Source organism: Deltaproteobacteria bacterium (genome assembly GCA_016235345.1).
In the GTDB taxonomy this organism is placed as follows: domain Bacteria; phylum Desulfobacterota; class Desulfobacteria; order Desulfobacterales; family Desulfatibacillaceae; genus JACRLG01.
This window is the reverse complement of sequence record JACRLG010000016.1, coordinates 69,074-86,564: the sequence shown is the minus strand read 5'-3', so window position 1 is coordinate 86,564 and position 17,491 is coordinate 69,074. Positions and strand designations below refer to the sequence as shown.

The following is a 17,491-nucleotide window of genomic DNA, read 5'->3' as shown; positions in this document are numbered from 1 at the left end:
TTTTACGATTGGGGTTGTCCGAAAAGCCGGATTGAGGTATGAAAGAAGGCTGATCGCTGTAAAATCACGAGGACGGGACGAGGAAAGAGCATGGACCCAAGCCGGAACAAGGCGCCTTTGAAGGTTCGGACAATCCACTTAAGCGGTGTGTGCGGCACGGGCATGGGTGCCCTGGCCGGGATGCTGAAGGATTCTGGCTACATGGTAAAGGGGTCGGACGCCAACGTGTATCCGCCCATGAGCGTCTTCCTGGAGAAAAAGGGCATCCCGGTGGCCCAGGGATATTCGGCGAAGAACCTGGAGCCGGCCCCTGATCTGGTTGTGCTGGGAAACGCCCTTTCACGGGACAACCCGGAAAGTGTGGCTGTAAGGGAAAACGGGCTTTATTACGTCTCGTTTCCTCAGGCCCTGAACGAGCTTTTCGCGTCCGGGAAAAGCGCCCTTCTGGTTACGGGAACCCACGGGAAAACCACCACCTCGGCGCTTCTGTCATGGGTTCTCTTCTCGGCGGGGCTTGACCCCACCTTCATGGTGGGTGGGATCGCCACCAATTTCGAGAGCAATCACCGGGTGGGCCAGGGCCCCCATATGGTGATAGAGGGCGACGAGTACGACTCGGCTTTTTTCGACAAGCGCCCAAAATTCCTGCATTACAGGCCAACGCGCGCGATTCTCACCAGCGTTGAGTTCGATCATGCGGACATCTATGCAGACCTCGCCGCCGTTGTATCGGCCTTTGGCCTTTTCGTGGAGGGCCTTGACCCAGAATGCCTTTTGGTCCACCACGTTCCAGATGAAAATATTGATGGCATCCTCAAAAGGGCCAGGTGCAGAACGGCGTCCTACGGAACAGGGCCCGATGCGTTCTGGCGTTTTTCGGATGTTTCGATTTCGCCGCCTTTCACAAATTTTTCGGTTTACAAGGGCGATGCCCTTTTCGGGAGTTTCAAAACTCCGCTTCAGGGCGAGCACAATCTTTTAAACGCCCTGTCCGTAATCGCCGTGGCCGACGACCTGGGGCTTTCATCCGCCCAGTTGGCGGAAGGCCTTTCGACCTTTGCCGGAATCTACCGCAGGCAGCAGGTAAGGGGGGTCAAAAACGGCGTTACTGTGATGGACGATTTCGCCCATCATCCAACGGCTGTTCGTGAGACCATCAAGGCGCTCAAGCCCTTTTATCCGGATGGACGCCTTGTGGCGGTTTTCGAGCCGCGCACCAATTCCAGCAGAAGGAACGTTTTTCAGGATGTTTATCCTGCCGCCTTTGACAAGGCTGATACGGTTGTAATACGAAAGCCGCCGCTACTTGAAAAAATTCCTGCAAACGACAGGTTTTCCTCCGAAAAACTCGTGGAGGACATAAACGCGCGAGGAGTCGAAGCCCGCTTTTTCGATGATACCGAATCCATAATCGGTTTTCTCGCGGATTTCGCCAAGCCGGGCGACCTGATCCTGGTGATGTCCAACGGCGGATTCGACAATATTCATGCAAGATTGCTGGAGGCCCTATGAAAAGAAACGCAATGACAGACCTTGACGCGAAACGGCCCCAGGGGTCGAAAGGCCCGAATCCTATGACCGGGCGCTTTGCCTTGTTAAAATGGCTGGCAGTGCTTCTTTTCTGGTCGCTTGTCATGCAGTCGTCGTCCTGCCGCCTGCCCAACGAGCCGCCCAAGCCTCCCGCGCACGTTTATCCGCCCTCCGTGCGCACCGATCTTCCAAGGTTCACCAACTCCCTTGGAATGGAATTCGTGAAACTGCCCCCCGGAACCTTCACCATGGGAAGCTCCACCGAAGACGAGGACAGGCAGGGCGGAGAAACTCTTCACGAGGTCACCCTCACCAAGGGTTTTTTCCTTCAGGTGACGGAAGTGACCCAGGGCCAGTGGCTGCAGGTGATGCAGACATTCCCCTCCAGTTTCACCACCTGCGGTTACGAATGCCCCGTGGAAAACATAAGCTGGTTTTTGATGCAGGAATTCATTGACCGCCTAAACTCGATGGACACCTCCAAAAAGTACCGCCTGCCCACCGAGGCGGAATGGGAATACGCCGCAAGGGCGGGCACCAAAACGGCCTTCGCTTACGGGGATTGCCTGGATACCCGGCTTGCCAACTTTGACGGGCGTTATCCCGTCAAGGATTGCCACAGGGGGATTTATCTTCAAAGGACCGTGCCGGTACGGACTTATCCGCCCAATGCCTGGGGCTTGCATGAAATGCACGGCAACGTTGCCGAGGCTTGCCAGGACTGGTACGACGAGTTGCCCGAAGCGCCGGTAAAGGACCCGGAGGGGGCTGAAACCGGTATCCGCAGGGTTTTTCGGGGCGGAAGCTGGTCCAACGACGCGAAATATTGCAGAAGCGCCACCAGGGGAAAATACGAGCCGGACAGCCCGAGCCAGCTGCGTGGTTTCAGGCTGGCGGCTGATGACAAGTAAGCGCCCCCGGATGTTTCCGGCGGATGGATTTTTCGATAACGCGGCTGGTTTTGCGCCGCCATACGAAAAAGGATCGCAACGTGAGAAAAAGGCCGATTTTTTTCTGCTATGATGTTGACAAGGACCAGCGGCTTCTGGAGCCCTTCACCAAGATTCTCGGAAGACCGGATTCCCCCTTTGTTCTGAAGGGGCAGTCCGCCAAACTGACCGAACCTGCCAGGACCTGGGAATACAACACCGGGCAGTTGATCCATCAATGTGAGATAGTAATACTCATTGTAGGCCAGTTTACCTTTGAGGCTCCGGGGGTGCTGAAAGAGGTGGCGATGGCGGTTGACGAGGAAATACCCATCATCCAGATCGCCGGATACAAGAACGTGGCTTTGAAACCGGTTCGCGGGGCGGGGCAGGTTATTCCGTGGAATTGGGAAGCGCTGAAGAAAATGATCTAAGGCGTTCATGCGGGAAGGCCGGGTGACCTGACGGCTTCAGTTAACTGCCGCCGTCCTCCTTGAATTCTTTCGTGTGGCCTTTTTTTTGCAGGCTTCCCCGCAGTAAAGCCTCTGCCTGCCCGTTAAGGGAAAGCCGCAGACCGCGCAAACCATGGGTGAATCTGCGGGCGCATCTTCGGGCTTCCGGGCGGCGGAATCGGGAAGGGGGCCAGCGTGGTGGATTTCCTGCTGGGGGCTTGTTTCCCAAAGCTCGTGGATCAGCCAGTAGATTTCCACCCATTGGGCGTCGCCGATGTGCCGGGCCATGGGGTACTGGGCGAAAAAATTGCTTCGCAGGGACGCAAGCTCCAGGGCCGCCGCCGCGTATCTGTCCTTCAAGGCCGAAAGCCTTGCCTGGTAATCACCGAAGCCCTTGTCTTCCATTGGTTTTTAAACCCGCTTAAGCTGGTCCTGTTGTGGAAAAGACGCGTTGGCCGCGTAATGGAGAAAAGCCTGCGCGCCGGAAAACGCCGTTGAAATGTTGGCTTGAAGGCCGGGACTGAGGCGTTTCGGGATGAGTTTCAGACAAGCCGGAAAATACCTTCTGTCGGCCTGTCAGAAATATTTGGAGGCGCTTTAAAGATAATCATTACATTTTAACCGGATAATCATGCAAGATAAAAAAATTCGATTTTGAGGTAAAAATGACTGCCCGCCGCCCTGAGCCATCCGGAGTGATTGCGGAAGAAAAGAAGCAGGGCCGGGAACCCCCAATGGCTGAGTTCCCGGCATTCGTTTCAGGATGTCATTTTTTCCGCAACTGTTTCTTGTCGATCTTCCCCACCGCCGTGAGAGGCAATTCAGTTCTCACTTCCACCTTCTTGGGAATCTCGTAAGGGGCCAGCTTCTCCTTGGCAAGGTCGATTATGCTTGCCTCCAGGGCTTTTTGGTCTCCGTCGTAATCGTATGAAGGAGAAATGGTGACGAACGCCTTTACAAGCTCGGAGCCTGGGCGTTCGGGGTTGGGCTCTCCGGTTATGGCAATCATATCCACCGCCGGATGCTGGCACAGAACCTCCTCCACCTTTCTGGAAAAGACCTTGAACCCGCCCACGATGAGCATGTCCTTGGTGCGGTCCACTATGCGAAGGAAGCCGTCATCGTCCATGACAGCCACGTCGCCGGTATGCATGTAGCCGTCCTTGTCGACGGTTTTTGCTGTTTCGTCCGGCTTGTCGAAATAGCCCACCATGATCTGGGGGCCCTTTACGCAGATTTCACCGGGGGTGTTGACGCCCACCTCTTCCCCGGTTTCGGGGTCCAGGAGCTTCATATCGGTATTCAGAATGGGCAGGCCGATGGAGCCCAGCTTTTTTTGGCCGTAACGCGGGTTCATGACCGTGAGGGGGGATGTCTCCGTCATGCCGTAAACCTCCAGGAGCTTTCCCTTGCCCACGATGGCTTCAAGCTCCTTCTGGGACTCCTCCGGGAAGGGCGAGGCCGCCGAGATGCAGGTTTCGAGCCCGGAGTGGTCTATGGCCTTGAATTTGGGGTTTGCGATGAGGAGCTGGAAAAGGCTTGGCACGTTGACCAGGGCTGTGGGCTTGTACTTGTCATACTGCTTGCAGATGCCGTCGGTGTCTCGCGGATTGGGGATCAACACCTGGGTCCAGCCAAGGTAGATGCAGTTGATGTTGAAAAAAAGTCCGGCTATGTGGAAGAAGGGAAAGCCGGAAAGCGCCAGCCCCGCGCCGCCTTCCCAGGCCAGCCAGCGCTGGACTATCAGAAGGTCGGCCACGGAATTCCGATGGGAAAGCTGTGCCCCCTTGGGAAGGCCGGTGGTTCCGCCGGTGTACTGCACGTAGGCTATGTCGTCGGGTGTGATGTCCACCTTGGGGAGCGCGTCCAGGAACTTGTTGCCCTTTATCACCTCGTCCATAAGGTACACGGTTTTTCCCGGAAGGGGCGTCACCTTGCCGGTGGGGGGAAGCTGAATTTTCCCCAGGGCGTCCTTTATCTTTTTCGGGGCTATGGGAAGGGCCGCCGCCTTTTGCAGATAGGGCAGAACCTTGATGACGGCCTTCTTGGCCGCCGGAAGAAAGCCCGTTATGCGTGCTGCGGCAACCACCTTGAGATCGGGCAGGCGGTCGGCGATTTTTACCAGGCGGCCCGCGAAGATTGCGTCTAACGTCACCAGGCCTTTTGCCTTGCAGTCGGAAAGCTGGTGCACCATCTCCTCAGGGGACAGGAGGGGTGAAACCCCGGAAACAGCGCATCCGGCCCTTAGGATTCCAAGCCAGGAAATGACGTATTCCGGGATGTTGGGAAGGTTGATCCCCACCACGTCTCCTTTTTTAAGGCCGCTTGCTATGAGCATGTTGGCGAAGCGGTTGGCGTAGCGGTCCAGCTCTTCAAAGGTTATTTCCACGTCCATGTAGCAAAGCGCCGCCTTTTTTCCGAAACGCTGGAAGGTGGGATTGGTTATGCTTACATAGTCGTTTTCCCATTCGGAGGGATCGAGGTCGGTGAGGCCGGGATCGTATGATTTTCTCCAAATTCTCTCCATGAATCTCTCCTTTGAAGTCCGTGAAAAGGTAAAAGGAACTTCTAAAATGGTTTGGTCCTCAGTCTTTCATGTTTGAAAAGGGATCATATCCATTTGAGCATTTGCACGAAAACGGCCCAAGAGGCCGCGTCCAGAACCAGGAACAGGGCCAGAAGCCTCGTTTTGGTGGGGCGCGACACCTTGAAATGGCCCCAGGTGCACAGGAAAAAGGGGAACATGTAATTTATGGTGACGCTCCACAGGTGCGGAAAATTCCAATACTTGTAGGTCCAGATCAAAAGCCCGGCCCGGTTGAGAAGGGCTTCCGTGAACACGCAGAAAAGGCCCCAGCAAAGGGGGATGAAATAGACGTAGCGGATGCCAAGGATTTTGGTGTCAGGCTCGTCTTCAAAGGCCTGGAGGCTTTTTACCAGGCAGACGCCGGCCAGTGCGAATAAGAGGAAGATTTCGATGTTGATGCCGGAAAAGATCAGAAAAGAGGTCCTGGCGGGCGTCACCCACAGGGGGGCGTAGCCCGTGAAATGAAGGATCAGGGCGTTTGCGACCTCCCAGAGAAATTCCACGGAGGAAAAGAGGAGGCCCATGAGAATGGCGTCCCAGTTTTTTTTCTCAATTTCGGCCACGTAGGCGTAAATCACAAGGCCCAGGCCGAAAAGGATGCTCCACTGCATGTTGTCCGTCTGCCTCAGTATGTTCAAGGCTTCCTGGCTGGCCGGGGTCATGGCTTCTCCCTTAAAGGATATTGGGTGGTGAAAAAGTGGAAAAAGGGCGGCCCGGATAGGGGCAAAAGGCTTGCTTGACGCTGGATTAAGGTCTAATATGCTATAAAATCGACCACAGTGTCAATTACCTTTGCGTCCCCTGCCGATAATTTTCCTTCAAAAAGGACCGGGCTCATGGACTTTGCGGAACAGTACGCCACAAGTTTCGACGACACGAAGATTTATTACATGACCAAGGGCTCCGGCCCCGCCATCTGCGCCTGCAATGGAATCGGCGTGTCGGTTTTCTTCTGGAAATACCTGGCGGAATATTTCGTGAAAGACCACAAGGTCATCCTGTGGGACTACCGCTCGCACGGAAAAAGCGGGGCTGCCCCCGATTATTCGGGGCTCACCATGAGCACCAACGCCCTGGACTTAAAGGCCGTGCTGGACGCGGCAGGGATCGAAAAGGTCGTGCTTCTGGGCCACTCAATGGGGGTTCAGACCATCTACGAGTTCTACCGCATGTTTCCGGAAAGGGTGGCAGCCCTCATTCCGGTTCTTGGCTCCTACGGCCAGCCCATGAACACCTTTTTGCACACCGACAAGATGAAGTACTTCTTTCCCGTGGCCTATCGCTTCGCCAACTGCTTTCCCCATTTTTCCACACGCATGACCCAGACCATGTACGAGGTGCTTTTCAAGGACCCCCTCCCGTTTATTGGCGGCAAGGCCATAAGGTTCATAAACAGCCAGCATTTCAGGAAGGATGACCTCATCCCCTACCTGGATCATCTGCGCACCTTGGACCTCAGGGCCTTTCTGGGCATGGCCCGAAGGATGCAGGAGCACACGGCGAAAGACTGGCTGCACGAGATAAAGGTGCCCACCTTGATAATCGCAGGCCAGGACGACCTTTTCACCCCCTGGCGGATATCCGCCGAGATGCACAAGCTGATTCCGGAATCGGAACTCCTCACCATTCCAAGGGGAAGCCACGCAGCCCTGGTGGAGCAGCCGGAACTGATGAACCTGCGGATAGAGAAATTTTTCCGGGAAAGGCTCGCCAAGAGCCAGTGGGAGGCGTCCGGCAAAAAGGCGAAGCCCAGGACTCCGCGCAGAGCCGCGCCCAAGACGGTGTAAAAACGGTCTAAAAACAGGTTGAAGGATTTGCGGGGGAGGGAGGGGAAACCTTTTTTGGAAAAAAGGTTCTCCCATCCCTCCCCCGCCCCCCCTCCCACCCTTTCCAAAAAACTTTAAATATCAGCGAGATACGCTTTGAAAACCTTGGCTGACAAGCATTGATTGGGTTTATAAGGGGCAGCGACAAATATTTTTAAGCTGGAATATAGACACCAAGCGTAACAAAGGAACCCCCATGCGCCTAACTTCGCTCGTCAGAACAGCCGTCCTTGTCGGCCTTTCCGTCCTGGCCTTTTCCTGCGCCGCCGGATCGGGAGGAAAGGAAACGGCAAGGGAGTCATCGGGCGCTGTGGCCGTTATGAGCGACGTTGAATTGAGGCGCAGGCTGAGGGACGGGTTCGAGCGCTTTTCCCTTATGGTGGTTGCCACCGCCGACCGCATCAAGGAGGAGACCGATGATCTTACCGTGAGGCGCAGGGCCGTTTACTGGAAGACCGTGGCGGTGCCCGCCTATGCTTCCATGATCTCCGAGCCCAACCCAAGGCTTGCCCTTGTTGATATTCTCACCTTCACCACCGCCATGCGCCGCTCCTTTGAAAGCGGCCAGGGGAAGGACCTGTTCGGCCAGTTTCAGCCCCTTGCCCTTGAAACCGCCAGGGCCGCTGAAAAAGACGCCAGGGCGACGGCTCACGCGCTCATGTCCGAAAAGGACGCCAGGGCGGTTCTTTCCGAGGTGGAGTCCTGGCTTGCGGCCCATCCGGTGGACGATCCTTACGGCACCACGGCGCTGGGGCAATCCGCCGGGGCCATAAGGCCCATGCCGGAAAGCCTGGTCAACGCGCCCCTTTCCACCATCAGAAAATGGACCAACCGCCTGGACGCAGCCACCGAGGCGGTGCGGGAAATCACCAGGGTGGGGGACCGCATAGCCCAGGTGGCCGAGCTTTCGCCCAACACGGGCCGCTGGTCCATGGAGCTTCTGGCCTACGACCTTCTGCAGACCAGGGAATTCGGCCAGACCCTGGCCAGCATCAAGACCCTTTCGGAAAGCGCTGCGGCCCTGGCCAGGCTGGGTCAGAGCCTTCCCGAACAGATGCGGCTCACGTCCGAGTCCCTTTTCGCCGAGATGAAGGAGCGCGAAACCAGGGTGCTGGCCATTCTGGGCGAAACCCGTGGAGCCATTTCGGAGGCCAACCGCACCCTTTCGGCGGCCCAGGTGCTGACACATGACTTCGCCAGCGGCATAACCGGCCTCGGAGAGGCCAGCCGGGACTGGAACGACACCATAGCGGCGGGCGCGGCACTCAACCGGGATTATATAGAAGCCACCAAAACCATGATGGTTTCTTCCGCCGAGATGCGCAAAATTGTGGATGAAACCCGCAAGGTGGTTATGGAAACCCGGATGCTGATGGACCCGGCGGCGTTCAGAAAGATGTCCGTGGAGGCCGAGGACCTTTCAAAGCGCATGGCCTTTCAGGCCGACCAGCTTTCCGAAAAGATAGTGGACCGGATTTTCTGGCGGGCCGTTCTTCTGATGCTGGCGTTTTTCGGGGCGCTTTTTGCCTACAGGATTTTTTCCGCATCGGTTTTGAAGCGCATGGAAAACAAAAATCGAGGGGGCCTTTCGGATGGCTGATGAACCTGGATTTTGGACTTCGCGCTATTGGGGCGCACGGGCCTGTTATCTTCTGATAAAGGACATGAACTGAGGCCAGGCGTCCCTGGAGGTTCTCCAGGACAGGATGGGAAAACCGGAGAACATCCTTCTAAAGGCCGCAACCGGCCTGGAAGGCGGGCTTGTGGCGTCCGGCTCCACCTGCGGGGTTGTGTCGGGCGGCTCGTTGGGGCTGGCTCTGGCCCTGGACGAAGCCGTTACCGCAGCCGGCGGGCGGGGAGAAGCGGCCCTGATCAACATGGCCGGCGACTACGCCCGGTGGTTTGCCGGAACCTACGGTTCCACGGCCTGCAAGGGCAGGGTGGGGGTGGATTTCAGAACCCTGTCCGGCCAGGTGCGTTATTTTGTAGGCCCGGACAAGATCGCCAAATGCATGAGCCACATAGCCGGGGCCTTCGGCTGGCTGGACAAGGCCATAAGCGGGGGTCTGCCCAAGGACCTGCCGAAGGCTTGGGGGGCGGATGAGCCCGGCATCCACTGCGCGCGCGCCGTGCTTTCAGGGGTTCGCCAAAGGACCGGGGTGTCCGATCCCCTGCTGGAAAGGCTCTCCTACGTTTACGACGGCGGGGTGGGGCTTTCGGGCGGTGCCTGCGGGGCGCTTGTGGGGGCCGTACTGTCCATCAACCTCATTTTGGGCATGGACCTGCGCAACGTTCCCTATCTCAAAACCTTAAAGCCCTTCCTGGTGGGCCACAAAAACGTTCTCACAAGCCCGAAGCCTGGAAAACCGGAACCCTTCGGCGTCGGCAAGGCGGTGATCGACAGGTTTCACGAGACGGCGGGGCACACCCCGTGCAGCATCATAACAGGCCGCAGTTTTTCCGGGTGGGAGGATTTTGCGTCTTACAGGATTTCGGGAAAATGCGGCGACATCATAAACTCCGCCACAGATGCCGCATGTGCGGCCATAGGGGCCATTACTGCGGCGGGGAAAGCTGGTTTTGCGGAAGCCTCATGAGTAGATGATGTTGTGGGCTATGGGCGTGAACTGGCGCACGCCGGGTTTGGGCAGGACGTGCTGGGACTCCACGGTCAGCCAGTGCAGGTCTGGTTTCAGCTCCCTTATGCGTCCGTCTTCGGGCGGCCTTGCGTACTCGGTGCGGGCGTAGGTGACCCTGAAAATAGCCACGCCGCTCTCTCCTTCCCGGGCTATGAGGTAGTTCTTGCGGAAGGCGGTCTGGCTGATGGCGGCAGATTCGCATAAATGCCCGATTTCAAGTTTTGTAAGGGGCATGAGCACGAACTTTGCGACACCCCGCTCTGAAAGCCGTATGATCCCCCTGGTTTCGCTAGAGCCCACGTAAACCGTGGAAACGAACGGGAGTTTTCTCAGGTACTGGGCCGCCACTATGGCCGCCGTGCGCCGTCCGCCCGCTCCAAAGGGAATGCAGTAATACTCGAAGAATTTTTTCTGCAATTCCTCCGCGTAGGTTTCGCCCTTTTCGTACAGGTCCTTGGAAATGTACCTCAACTGCCGCGCCAGGTCCTCGGCTGCGTCCGCTATGGGCCAGTCGACCTTCATGTGAAAATGGCTAAGATAATAGCGGTTGCGGGCCTTGGTGGACGGGTCCCTCTGAATGAGAAGGGCGTAGTCGATGGGCAGGAGTTTTTCGAAAAAGTCGAAAAACTTGATGGATTCCAGGTTTTTCAGATTTCTTTCCAGGGACAGGGAAAAGGGGATGGCCTTGTAGGTGAGAAGGTTCTGCTTGGTCACCTTGTTGGAATCGAAAAAGCGCATGTATTTTTTATGGATCGAGGGGATTACGTCTTCGGCCATAATTATCAGAAAGGCGTTCTGGTGGTGCACCTCGCCCAGCGAAAGGCGGGCTCGCGGCTTCAATTCGCGCTTTTCGGAATAGGGATAGACAAGGCCCGCTGAAAGGAAATTCTTGTAGGACTGGACAAGGGACCACGTTAGGACGTGCTGGTCCATCTCGTCGCGCAGGACCTCGTAATAGGAGCGCCTTACGCGATTCTGGATGGAAAGGTCTTCCCTGTAACCCCAGTGGGACGGCACGCTTCCCTCCTTTAGCAGCCTGTCTAAAAACGCGAACTTAAGTGTCAGGTTTCAAAGCGCGGGTCGGTCATATACGAACAGTATTATTCCTCCCCGCGATTCTCGCCTTCCTTGCATTTCATCGTTTTTAGCCAGGCATCATGTCCAGCCTTTTTCAACGGGCTGCTAGTCTTGGCACAAAATCCTCTTGGCCGCCTCGTCCAGGGCCGCCACCGCCGGAAGGGTCTGGCCCTCCATGAGCGACAGGAAGGCCCCGCCGCCCGTTGAGATGTAGGTTATGCGATGGCTCTCCCCGGCCCGGTGAATGGCCACGTCGGTGTCGCCTCCGCCCACTATGGTGAGGGCGTAGGAGTTGGCCACGTGGCTCACCATGGCCATGGTTCCGCGAGAAAAGGCGTCGATCTCGAAAACCCCCATGGGGCCGTTCCAGATTATTGTCTTGGCGCTGGCAAGGACCTCGGAGTAGAGGAGCGCCGTGGCCGGGCCTATGTCCATGATCATCCAGTCGGGCGGAACCTCCCTGATGGGCACGATCTTGCTTTCGGCAGAGGCGTCGTTCTTGTCCGCCACCACGGCGTCCACCGGGATGTAGAACTTGATGCCGGTTTCCTGGGCCTTTTTCATCAGGTTCCGGGCTTCCCAGAGAATGCTGGAGTCCTCCACCATGCTCTTGCCCACTTCGTAATCCACGCTTTTTAAAAAGGTGTTGGCCATTGCGCCGCCCACCACGAACTTGTCCACGTGCTTCATCATGTTCTTGAACGCCGGGAGCTTCGATGAAACCTTAGCCCCGCCTATTATGGCCACCACCGGCCTGGCCGGTTTTTCCATGGCCCGGGCGAAGTAGTTAAGCTCGCTCGCTAGAAGAAAGCCCGCCACGCAGACCGGAACGTGGTTTGTAATGGCCACCACCGAGGCGTTTTCCCGGTGGGCCACGGCAAAAGCGTTATTTACGTAAACGTCGCACAGGCTCGCAAGCTCTTTGGCGAACTCGTCGTTGTTTTCGGTCTCGGCCTTGTGAAAGCGGAGGTTTTCCAAAAGTATGACGTCGCCGGGCTGCATGGCCTCAACCATCGCCTTCACTTCAGGGCCTATGCAGTCCGGGGCCAGTTTCACGGGCTTGTTCAAGAGGCGCGAGAACCTTCGGGCCACCGGGGCAAGGGAATACTTGGGATCGACCTTGCCGCCCGGGCGTCCCATGTGGGAGGCGATGATAACCTTGGCCTGTTCGTCCAGAATGTAATTGATGGTGGGGATCACGGCCCTTATGCGGGTGTCGTCGCTTATGGCGCCGCTGGAGTCTAACGGCACGTTCACGTCCACCCTCACGAAAACGGTCTTCCCCTTTATGTCAACGTCCTTTACCGTGAGCATTCCTGTTTGTTCTCCAGTGTTATTTATTTTGGGAAGGCTTTTCGGAAAGCCTCCGGCTGAGTGATTTCTTTCTGCTCCACCGGGCAAGAAACCCTATGTTTCCAGCCTCATGGGCGCGATCGACCCGCTCGTTCTCGAACTCAATGCCTTTTCTTCCCGACAGGGCCGCCTTCAGGCACAAAGTTTTATGCTCGCAGGCGAAACATTCTTCGGGCGAACTCCTAAGGCCGTCGGGTCCCTTGGGGAAAACCTTCTCAATGTCGGAAAAACAGGGCGGCCTCTCGCTTTTCGGCGTAACCGCCTTTTCGTGCTCTTTTTCAAGCGCGGCCTTAAGGCAGCCGGTTTTGTGGACGCAGGCAAGGCATTCTTCCGGCGCGACCCGGAGGCCCTCCGGTCCCATGGGAAACACCTTGTCCATGTCGGCGAAACATTCAGGCAAGGCAGGGGCTGGGTCGGGCATGGCGGCTCTTTCGGCCTTGTACTGGGGGCCAATTCATTTCCTTAAATTTCGGCCCGGCTTTTTCACACGTTTAATCCCATAGCATGAGACAGATATGCGCTCAACAGGATAATTGCCCTTGACGCGGAAACGCGCCCGTAACATAAACATAAGGCAGGGCTTTTTACTGGGGATTCAAACGGGCCGGCCCCACGGGGCTTACGGGACTTTTGCATGAGCGACAAGGCGGCCATACTTCCGGAAAACATGGTGGATTTCCACGTCCACCTTTTCCCGGACCGGCTTTTCGATGCCATCTGGAAAAGGTTCATCGCCGATTACGGCTGGGACGTGATCCATCGCCTGTACTGGCGGGAGGCGGTTGATTATCTTCGGGAAAAGGGCGTAAAATACGTCGTTTACTCCAATTACGCCCATAAGAAGGGCGTGGCCGACGCGTTGAACGCGTTCAACCGGGAGGTTCTCGACAACAGCGAAAACGTCTTCTGCTTCTGCGCCTTTCATCCCGATGATGACGGCGGGCTGGAAAAAATCGCCTCCATGATGGATCACAAAAAGGTGATGGGGGTGAAGCTCCAGCTTCTTGTTCAGAATTTTTATCCGCATGACGAGAGGCTTTTTCCGCTTTACGAGCTTGTGATGGAGAAAAATAAGCGCATCCTTTTCCACGTGGGGACCGGGCCCGTGGGAAACCCCTTCGTGGGGGCGGCTCATTTTGAAAAGGTGCTTAACCGCTACCCTGAAATACCCGCCAACATAGCCCACATGGGAGGGCTGGAGTACGGTGTGTTTATGGATTTTCTGGAAAGCCATAAGAGCCTTGTGATGGACACTTCCTTTTCCTTTCTGCCGGGCATAAGCTACGACCAGGGACCAGAAAGGCTTCTGAAAAACCGGGAGCGCATCGTTTACGGCTCGGACTTCCCGAATCTAATAATGCCCCGGAAAACCGAGATCGAAAACTTGAAGGCCCTTGGCCTTCCCCAGGATTTTTACGACAGGGTGTTCCGGGACAACGGACTTCGGATTCTTGGGCAGTGCTGCCCCGATGGGTTTTGCGCCTGAACGGCGGCGCGTTTTGGGCTTGAAAGGACTTTTAAAATGCGCGTGGGCATGGGCTACGACGTTCACAGGCTGGTGAAGGGCCGCCCCCTGGTGCTGGGCGGGGTCGCCATCCCCTTTTCCATGGGGCTTCTGGGCCATTCGGACGCCGACGTTCTTCTTCACGCAGTATGCGACGCCCTTTTGGGGGCTGCGGGCCTTGGGGACATCGGCAGGCATTTTCCGGATTCGGACGAGGCTTTTCGTGGAATCGCCTCCACCGAGCTTCTTGCCAGCACCGTGGCCCTTCTGGCCGAAAATGGGTATCGCGTGGGCAACGTGGACGCCACCTTAATCGCCGAGGCTCCCAAGATCGCCCCGTTTCGTGAGGCTATGCGGAAAAATATGGCGGAAATACTTGGAATATCCGCCGACAAGGTCAACGTGAAGGCCACCACCACCGAGGAACTCGGCTTTGTGGGCAGGGGCGAGGGTGCGTGGCGATGATTTTTGAACAGGCTGCTTTCAAGGAGTGATTCATGCCTTTATTCGTCCATAACACCCTTACGCGCAAAAAAGAGGAATTCGTCCCCAACGAGCCCGGAGTTGTGCGCATGTACGTCTGCGGGCCCACGGTCTATGATTCCGCCCACATGGGCCACGCAAGAAGCGCTGTGGTCTTCGACGTGGTGTACAGGCATCTTGTGGCATCCGGCTACAAGGTGACCTATGTGCGGAATTTCACCGACGTGGACGACAAGATCATACGCCGGGCCGCCGAAAGGGGCGAGGAGCCAAATGCCCTTGCCAATCGTTACATCGACGAGTTCCACTCGGACATGGACGCCCTGGGTGTTCTGCGGCCCACCTTCGAGCCCAAGGCCACCGAGTTCATAGGCCCCATAATCGAGGTGGTGAACGAGCTTCTGAAAAAGGGTGCGGCCTATGTTGTGGACGGGGACGTGTATTTCAGGGTGGAAGCCTTTCCCGCTTATGGCAGGCTGTCGGGCCGGAAGCTCGCCGATATGGAGGTGGGAGCCAGGGTGGACATTGACGAGCGCAAGGAGAGCCCCTTTGATTTCGCCCTGTGGAAGAGCGCCAAGCCCGGTGAACCCTCCTGGGAAAGCCCCTGGGGGCCGGGGCGGCCCGGCTGGCACATAGAATGCTCGGCCATGAGCCGTGAAAGGCTTGGGCACAGCTTCGACATCCACGGCGGCGGAAGCGACCTCATCTTTCCCCACCACGAAAACGAGATCGCCCAGTCAGAGGCCGCTTTCGGCGGAACCTTCGTGAAATACTGGATGCACAACGGCTTCGTGAATGTGAATTCTGAAAAGATGAGCAAGTCCCTGGGGAACTTCTTCACCGTGGGCGAGGCGCTCAAAAAATACCACCCGGAATCCATAAGGCTTTTCCTTCTTTCAAAGCACTACCGGGGGCCGGTGGATTTTTCGGATGCGGCCATGAACGACGCGGCGAGCGGTCTGGACCGTCTCTACGCCTGCCTCCTGCGGGGCCAAGAACTGACCGGCCATTCCGCTGTTTCCGGATCGGGCTCCTGGGCCAACTATCCCATCAAGTTCCGGGAGGCGATGGATGACGATTTTAACACTGCTGCGGCCCTTGGAGTGTTGTTCGAAGCGGTGCGCTACGCCAACCGCCTGATGGACGAAGCGGGCAAATTATCCGAAATATCGATTTTGTTAAAAGACATAAGGGAGATGGGCGGGCTTCTGGGGCTTTTTTCCCAGAATCCGGCGGCATACTTCGAGTCTCGAAAAGAGGCTCACGCGGAAAGGTCATCAGTGGATACTGCCCGGATCGAGCGGCTGATCGCCGAGCGCGCCGCTGCCCGCAAGGCCAGGGATTTCAAGGCGGCGGACGAGGTTAGAAACCGCCTGAAGGAAATGGGGGTTTTGATCGAGGACGGGCCAGCCGGAACCACCTGGAAGTTTTCCGACTGAACCCGAAAGGGATAATTTGTGAAAAAGGAAGGGGGGCCGGAATGGCCCCCCTTCGATATTCGGGTCTAATCTTGTCAAGCCTTTGAAACGGCTTCCCGCCACCTGGCCAGAATTTTCCCCCGGCCAGCCTCGTCCATTTCAGGGTCGAAAACCCTGTCGGTTTTCCACGCCTGTTCGATGTCGCCCGTGTCCCTGTAGAGCCCGCTTCCGAGCCCTGCCAGGAAGGCGGCTCCAAGGGCCGTGGTTTCCAGCATTTTGGGCCGCACTATGCGGCATCCTAAGTAGTCGCTTTGAAGCTGCATCAAAAGGTTGTTGGAGGAAGCCCCGCCGTCCACCTTGAGGGCCTTTAGTTTGAATCCCGCGTCGGCCTCCATGGCGGTGAGTATTTCGGCGTTCTGGAGGGCGATTCCCTCCAGGGCCGCCCGCGCCAGGTGCTCCTTGGTGGTGGCCCTCGATATGCCGCAGATGAGGCCCCTTGCGTCCGCCCGCCAGTAGGGGGCGGAAAGGCCGGCCAGGGCAGGGACCAGGACCACGCCGCCGGAATCAGGCACGCTTCTGGCGAGGGCCTCTATCTCCTTGGCCTTTTTGATGAGGCCGAGCCCGTCCCTGAGCCACTGGACCAGGGCTCCCGCTATGAAGGCCGAGCCTTCAAGGGCGTAGTATGCCTTGTCGCCCCTTTTCCATGCAACGGTGGTAAGAAGCCTGTGGGTGCTGGCAACCGGCTTTTCGCCGGTGTTCAAAAGCATGAAGGCCCCCGTGCCGAAGGTGCACTTGGCCTCGCCGGGCGAGAAGCACGCCTGCCCGAACAGGGCCGCCTGCTGGTCGCCCGCCACGCCCGCCACCGGGACGCCGTCCGGAAAGCAGGAAACGCCTTGGGTTTCGCCGAACCTTGCGTCGCACGAGAGGATTTCGGGCAGCATTTTCATGGGCACGTCAAGGATGCCGCAGAGTTCCGCATCCCACTTGTGGGAGGCAAGGTCCATGAGAAGGGTCCGCGAAGCGTTGGTGACGTCGGTTGCGTGGGATTTCCCGCCCGTCAAGCGGTATATGAGCCATGAGTCTATGGTTCCGGCGGCGAGCCTTCCCGCCTCGGCGTCCTGCCTCATGCCCGGAGTGTTTTCCAAAAACCAGTTGAGCTTGGTGCCGGAAAAATAGGGGTCCAGAAGAAGCCCGGTGCGCCTGGTGAAAAGGGCCTCGTGGCCCATTTCCCTCAGCTTTTCGGTCAAGGGGGCGGTGCGGCGGCACTGCCAGACAATGGCGTTACGGCAGGGCTTTGCCGTGGCCCTGTCCCACACCACCACTGTTTCCCTCTGGTTGGTGATGCCTATGGCCTTTACCCGGCTCTTAGGGATCATGGCGGCCTGCATTGCCGCATTGGCGGCGGTGATCACCGACTGCCAGATTTCCTCCGGGTCGTGTTCCACCCAGCCGGGCTGGGGATAATACTGGGTGATTTCCTTGTAACCCCTGCCAAGCACGTTGGCTTCGGTATCCAGGACCAAAACCGTGGTTCCGGTGGTTCCCTGGTCAATGGCCACTATGCAGTCAGACATTTTTCAATTTCTCCCCAGGATGCTCTGAATTCTTGAGGGCAACCCATGAGCCGCCGCATAAAAAACCGGAAGGCCGCAGACGCGCGACCTTCCGGCAAAATTCATCGTGAAGGGTTCCG

General features: G+C 57.2%; 16 protein-coding genes. 9 read left to right on the top strand and 7 right to left on the bottom strand.

Annotation, left to right across the window (positions count from 1 at the left end):
• Positions 1 to 90 precede the first annotated feature (90 nt).
• The 3 genes from mpl to HZB23_08670 are packed head-to-tail and all read left to right on the top strand — an operon-like array spanning position 91 to position 2,893.
• Entirely contained in the window at positions 91 to 1,512 is a 1,422-nt protein-coding gene (mpl, locus tag HZB23_08680; protein ID MBI5844729.1) for a UDP-N-acetylmuramate:L-alanyl-gamma-D-glutamyl-meso-diaminopimelate ligase, read from the top strand.
• Positions 1,509 to 2,441 (top strand): formylglycine-generating enzyme family protein, encoded by a 933-nt coding sequence (locus tag HZB23_08675; protein MBI5844728.1) that lies wholly within the window; start codon positions 1,509 to 1,511, stop codon positions 2,439 to 2,441. The genes mpl and HZB23_08675 overlap by 4 nt, the downstream gene beginning before the upstream one ends.
• 23 nt (positions 2,442 to 2,464) lie before the next feature.
• The gene (locus tag HZB23_08670; GenBank protein ID MBI5844727.1) at positions 2,465 to 2,893 is read left to right on the top strand and encodes a hypothetical protein; all 429 of its coding nucleotides are present in this window, start codon (positions 2,465 to 2,467) and stop codon (positions 2,891 to 2,893) included.
• A gap of 36 nt (positions 2,894 to 2,929) precedes the next feature.
• Here HZB23_08670 and HZB23_08665 read toward each other — a convergent pair whose 3' ends face one another.
• The 3 genes from HZB23_08665 to HZB23_08655 all read right to left on the bottom strand — a co-directional run bounded on the left by HZB23_08665 (position 2,930) and on the right by HZB23_08655 (position 6,160).
• The gene (locus tag HZB23_08665; protein ID MBI5844726.1) at positions 2,930 to 3,316 is read right to left on the bottom strand and encodes a hypothetical protein; all 387 of its coding nucleotides are present in this window, start codon (positions 3,314 to 3,316) and stop codon (positions 2,930 to 2,932) included.
• 361 nt (positions 3,317 to 3,677) lie between these two features.
• On the bottom strand, positions 3,678 to 5,438 hold the full coding sequence (locus HZB23_08660) for an AMP-binding protein (GenBank protein MBI5844725.1): 1,761 nt from the start codon (positions 5,436 to 5,438) through the stop codon (positions 3,678 to 3,680).
• A gap of 83 nt (positions 5,439 to 5,521) precedes the next feature.
• Positions 5,522 to 6,160, bottom strand: coding sequence for a hypothetical protein (locus tag HZB23_08655; GenBank protein ID MBI5844724.1), 639 nt, complete (start codon positions 6,158 to 6,160; stop codon positions 5,522 to 5,524).
• A 174-nt stretch (positions 6,161 to 6,334) separates the two neighbouring features.
• On the opposite strand from HZB23_08655, the gene HZB23_08650 reads away from it, so the two are divergent.
• The 3 genes from HZB23_08650 to HZB23_08640 all read left to right on the top strand — a co-directional run bounded on the left by HZB23_08650 (position 6,335) and on the right by HZB23_08640 (position 9,921).
• Entirely contained in the window at positions 6,335 to 7,285 is a 951-nt protein-coding gene (locus HZB23_08650) for an alpha/beta hydrolase (protein ID MBI5844723.1), read from the top strand.
• Between the two features lie 235 nt (positions 7,286 to 7,520).
• A complete protein-coding gene (locus HZB23_08645) occupies positions 7,521 to 8,924 on the top strand; it encodes a hypothetical protein (protein MBI5844722.1) in 1,404 nt (467 codons plus the stop codon).
• Between the two features lie 106 nt (positions 8,925 to 9,030).
• Positions 9,031 to 9,921, top strand: a complete 891-nt coding sequence (locus tag HZB23_08640; GenBank protein ID MBI5844721.1) for a C_GCAxxG_C_C family protein — start codon at positions 9,031 to 9,033, stop codon at positions 9,919 to 9,921.
• Here HZB23_08640 and HZB23_08635 read toward each other — a convergent pair.
• The 3 genes from HZB23_08635 to HZB23_08625 all read right to left on the bottom strand — a co-directional run bounded on the left by HZB23_08635 (position 9,916) and on the right by HZB23_08625 (position 12,613).
• Positions 9,916 to 10,980 carry a hypothetical protein gene (locus tag HZB23_08635; protein MBI5844720.1) on the bottom strand — a complete coding sequence of 355 codons (1,065 nt, stop codon included), beginning with the start codon at positions 10,978 to 10,980 and terminating at the stop codon, positions 9,916 to 9,918. The two genes, HZB23_08640 and HZB23_08635, sit on opposite strands and share 6 nt — an antisense overlap.
• A gap of 165 nt (positions 10,981 to 11,145) precedes the next feature.
• Positions 11,146 to 12,354 (bottom strand): phosphoglycerate kinase, encoded by a 1,209-nt coding sequence (locus HZB23_08630; GenBank protein MBI5844719.1) that lies wholly within the window; start codon positions 12,352 to 12,354, stop codon positions 11,146 to 11,148.
• Positions 12,355 to 12,373: 19 nt separating this feature from the next.
• Positions 12,374 to 12,613 carry a hypothetical protein gene (locus HZB23_08625; protein MBI5844718.1) on the bottom strand — a complete coding sequence of 80 codons (240 nt, stop codon included), beginning with the start codon at positions 12,611 to 12,613 and terminating at the stop codon, positions 12,374 to 12,376.
• A 414-nt stretch (positions 12,614 to 13,027) separates the two neighbouring features.
• Between HZB23_08625 and HZB23_08620 the strand changes: the two genes are divergently transcribed.
• From HZB23_08620 to HZB23_08610, 3 genes are read left to right on the top strand one after another with little or no spacing between them, the layout of a single operon-like run.
• Positions 13,028 to 13,879 carry an amidohydrolase family protein gene (locus HZB23_08620; GenBank protein ID MBI5844717.1) on the top strand — a complete coding sequence of 284 codons (852 nt, stop codon included), beginning with the start codon at positions 13,028 to 13,030 and terminating at the stop codon, positions 13,877 to 13,879.
• A 36-nt stretch (positions 13,880 to 13,915) separates the two neighbouring features.
• Entirely contained in the window at positions 13,916 to 14,362 is a 447-nt protein-coding gene (locus HZB23_08615) for a 2-C-methyl-D-erythritol 2,4-cyclodiphosphate synthase (GenBank protein MBI5844716.1), read from the top strand.
• Between the two features lie 32 nt (positions 14,363 to 14,394).
• On the top strand, positions 14,395 to 15,819 hold the full coding sequence (locus tag HZB23_08610; protein ID MBI5844715.1) for a cysteine--tRNA ligase: 1,425 nt from the start codon (positions 14,395 to 14,397) through the stop codon (positions 15,817 to 15,819).
• 74 nt (positions 15,820 to 15,893) lie between these two features.
• Here HZB23_08610 and glpK read toward each other — a convergent pair whose 3' ends face one another.
• Positions 15,894 to 17,372, bottom strand: a complete 1,479-nt coding sequence (gene glpK, locus HZB23_08605; protein ID MBI5844714.1) for a glycerol kinase GlpK — start codon at positions 17,370 to 17,372, stop codon at positions 15,894 to 15,896.
• Positions 17,373 to 17,491 lie beyond the last annotated feature (119 nt).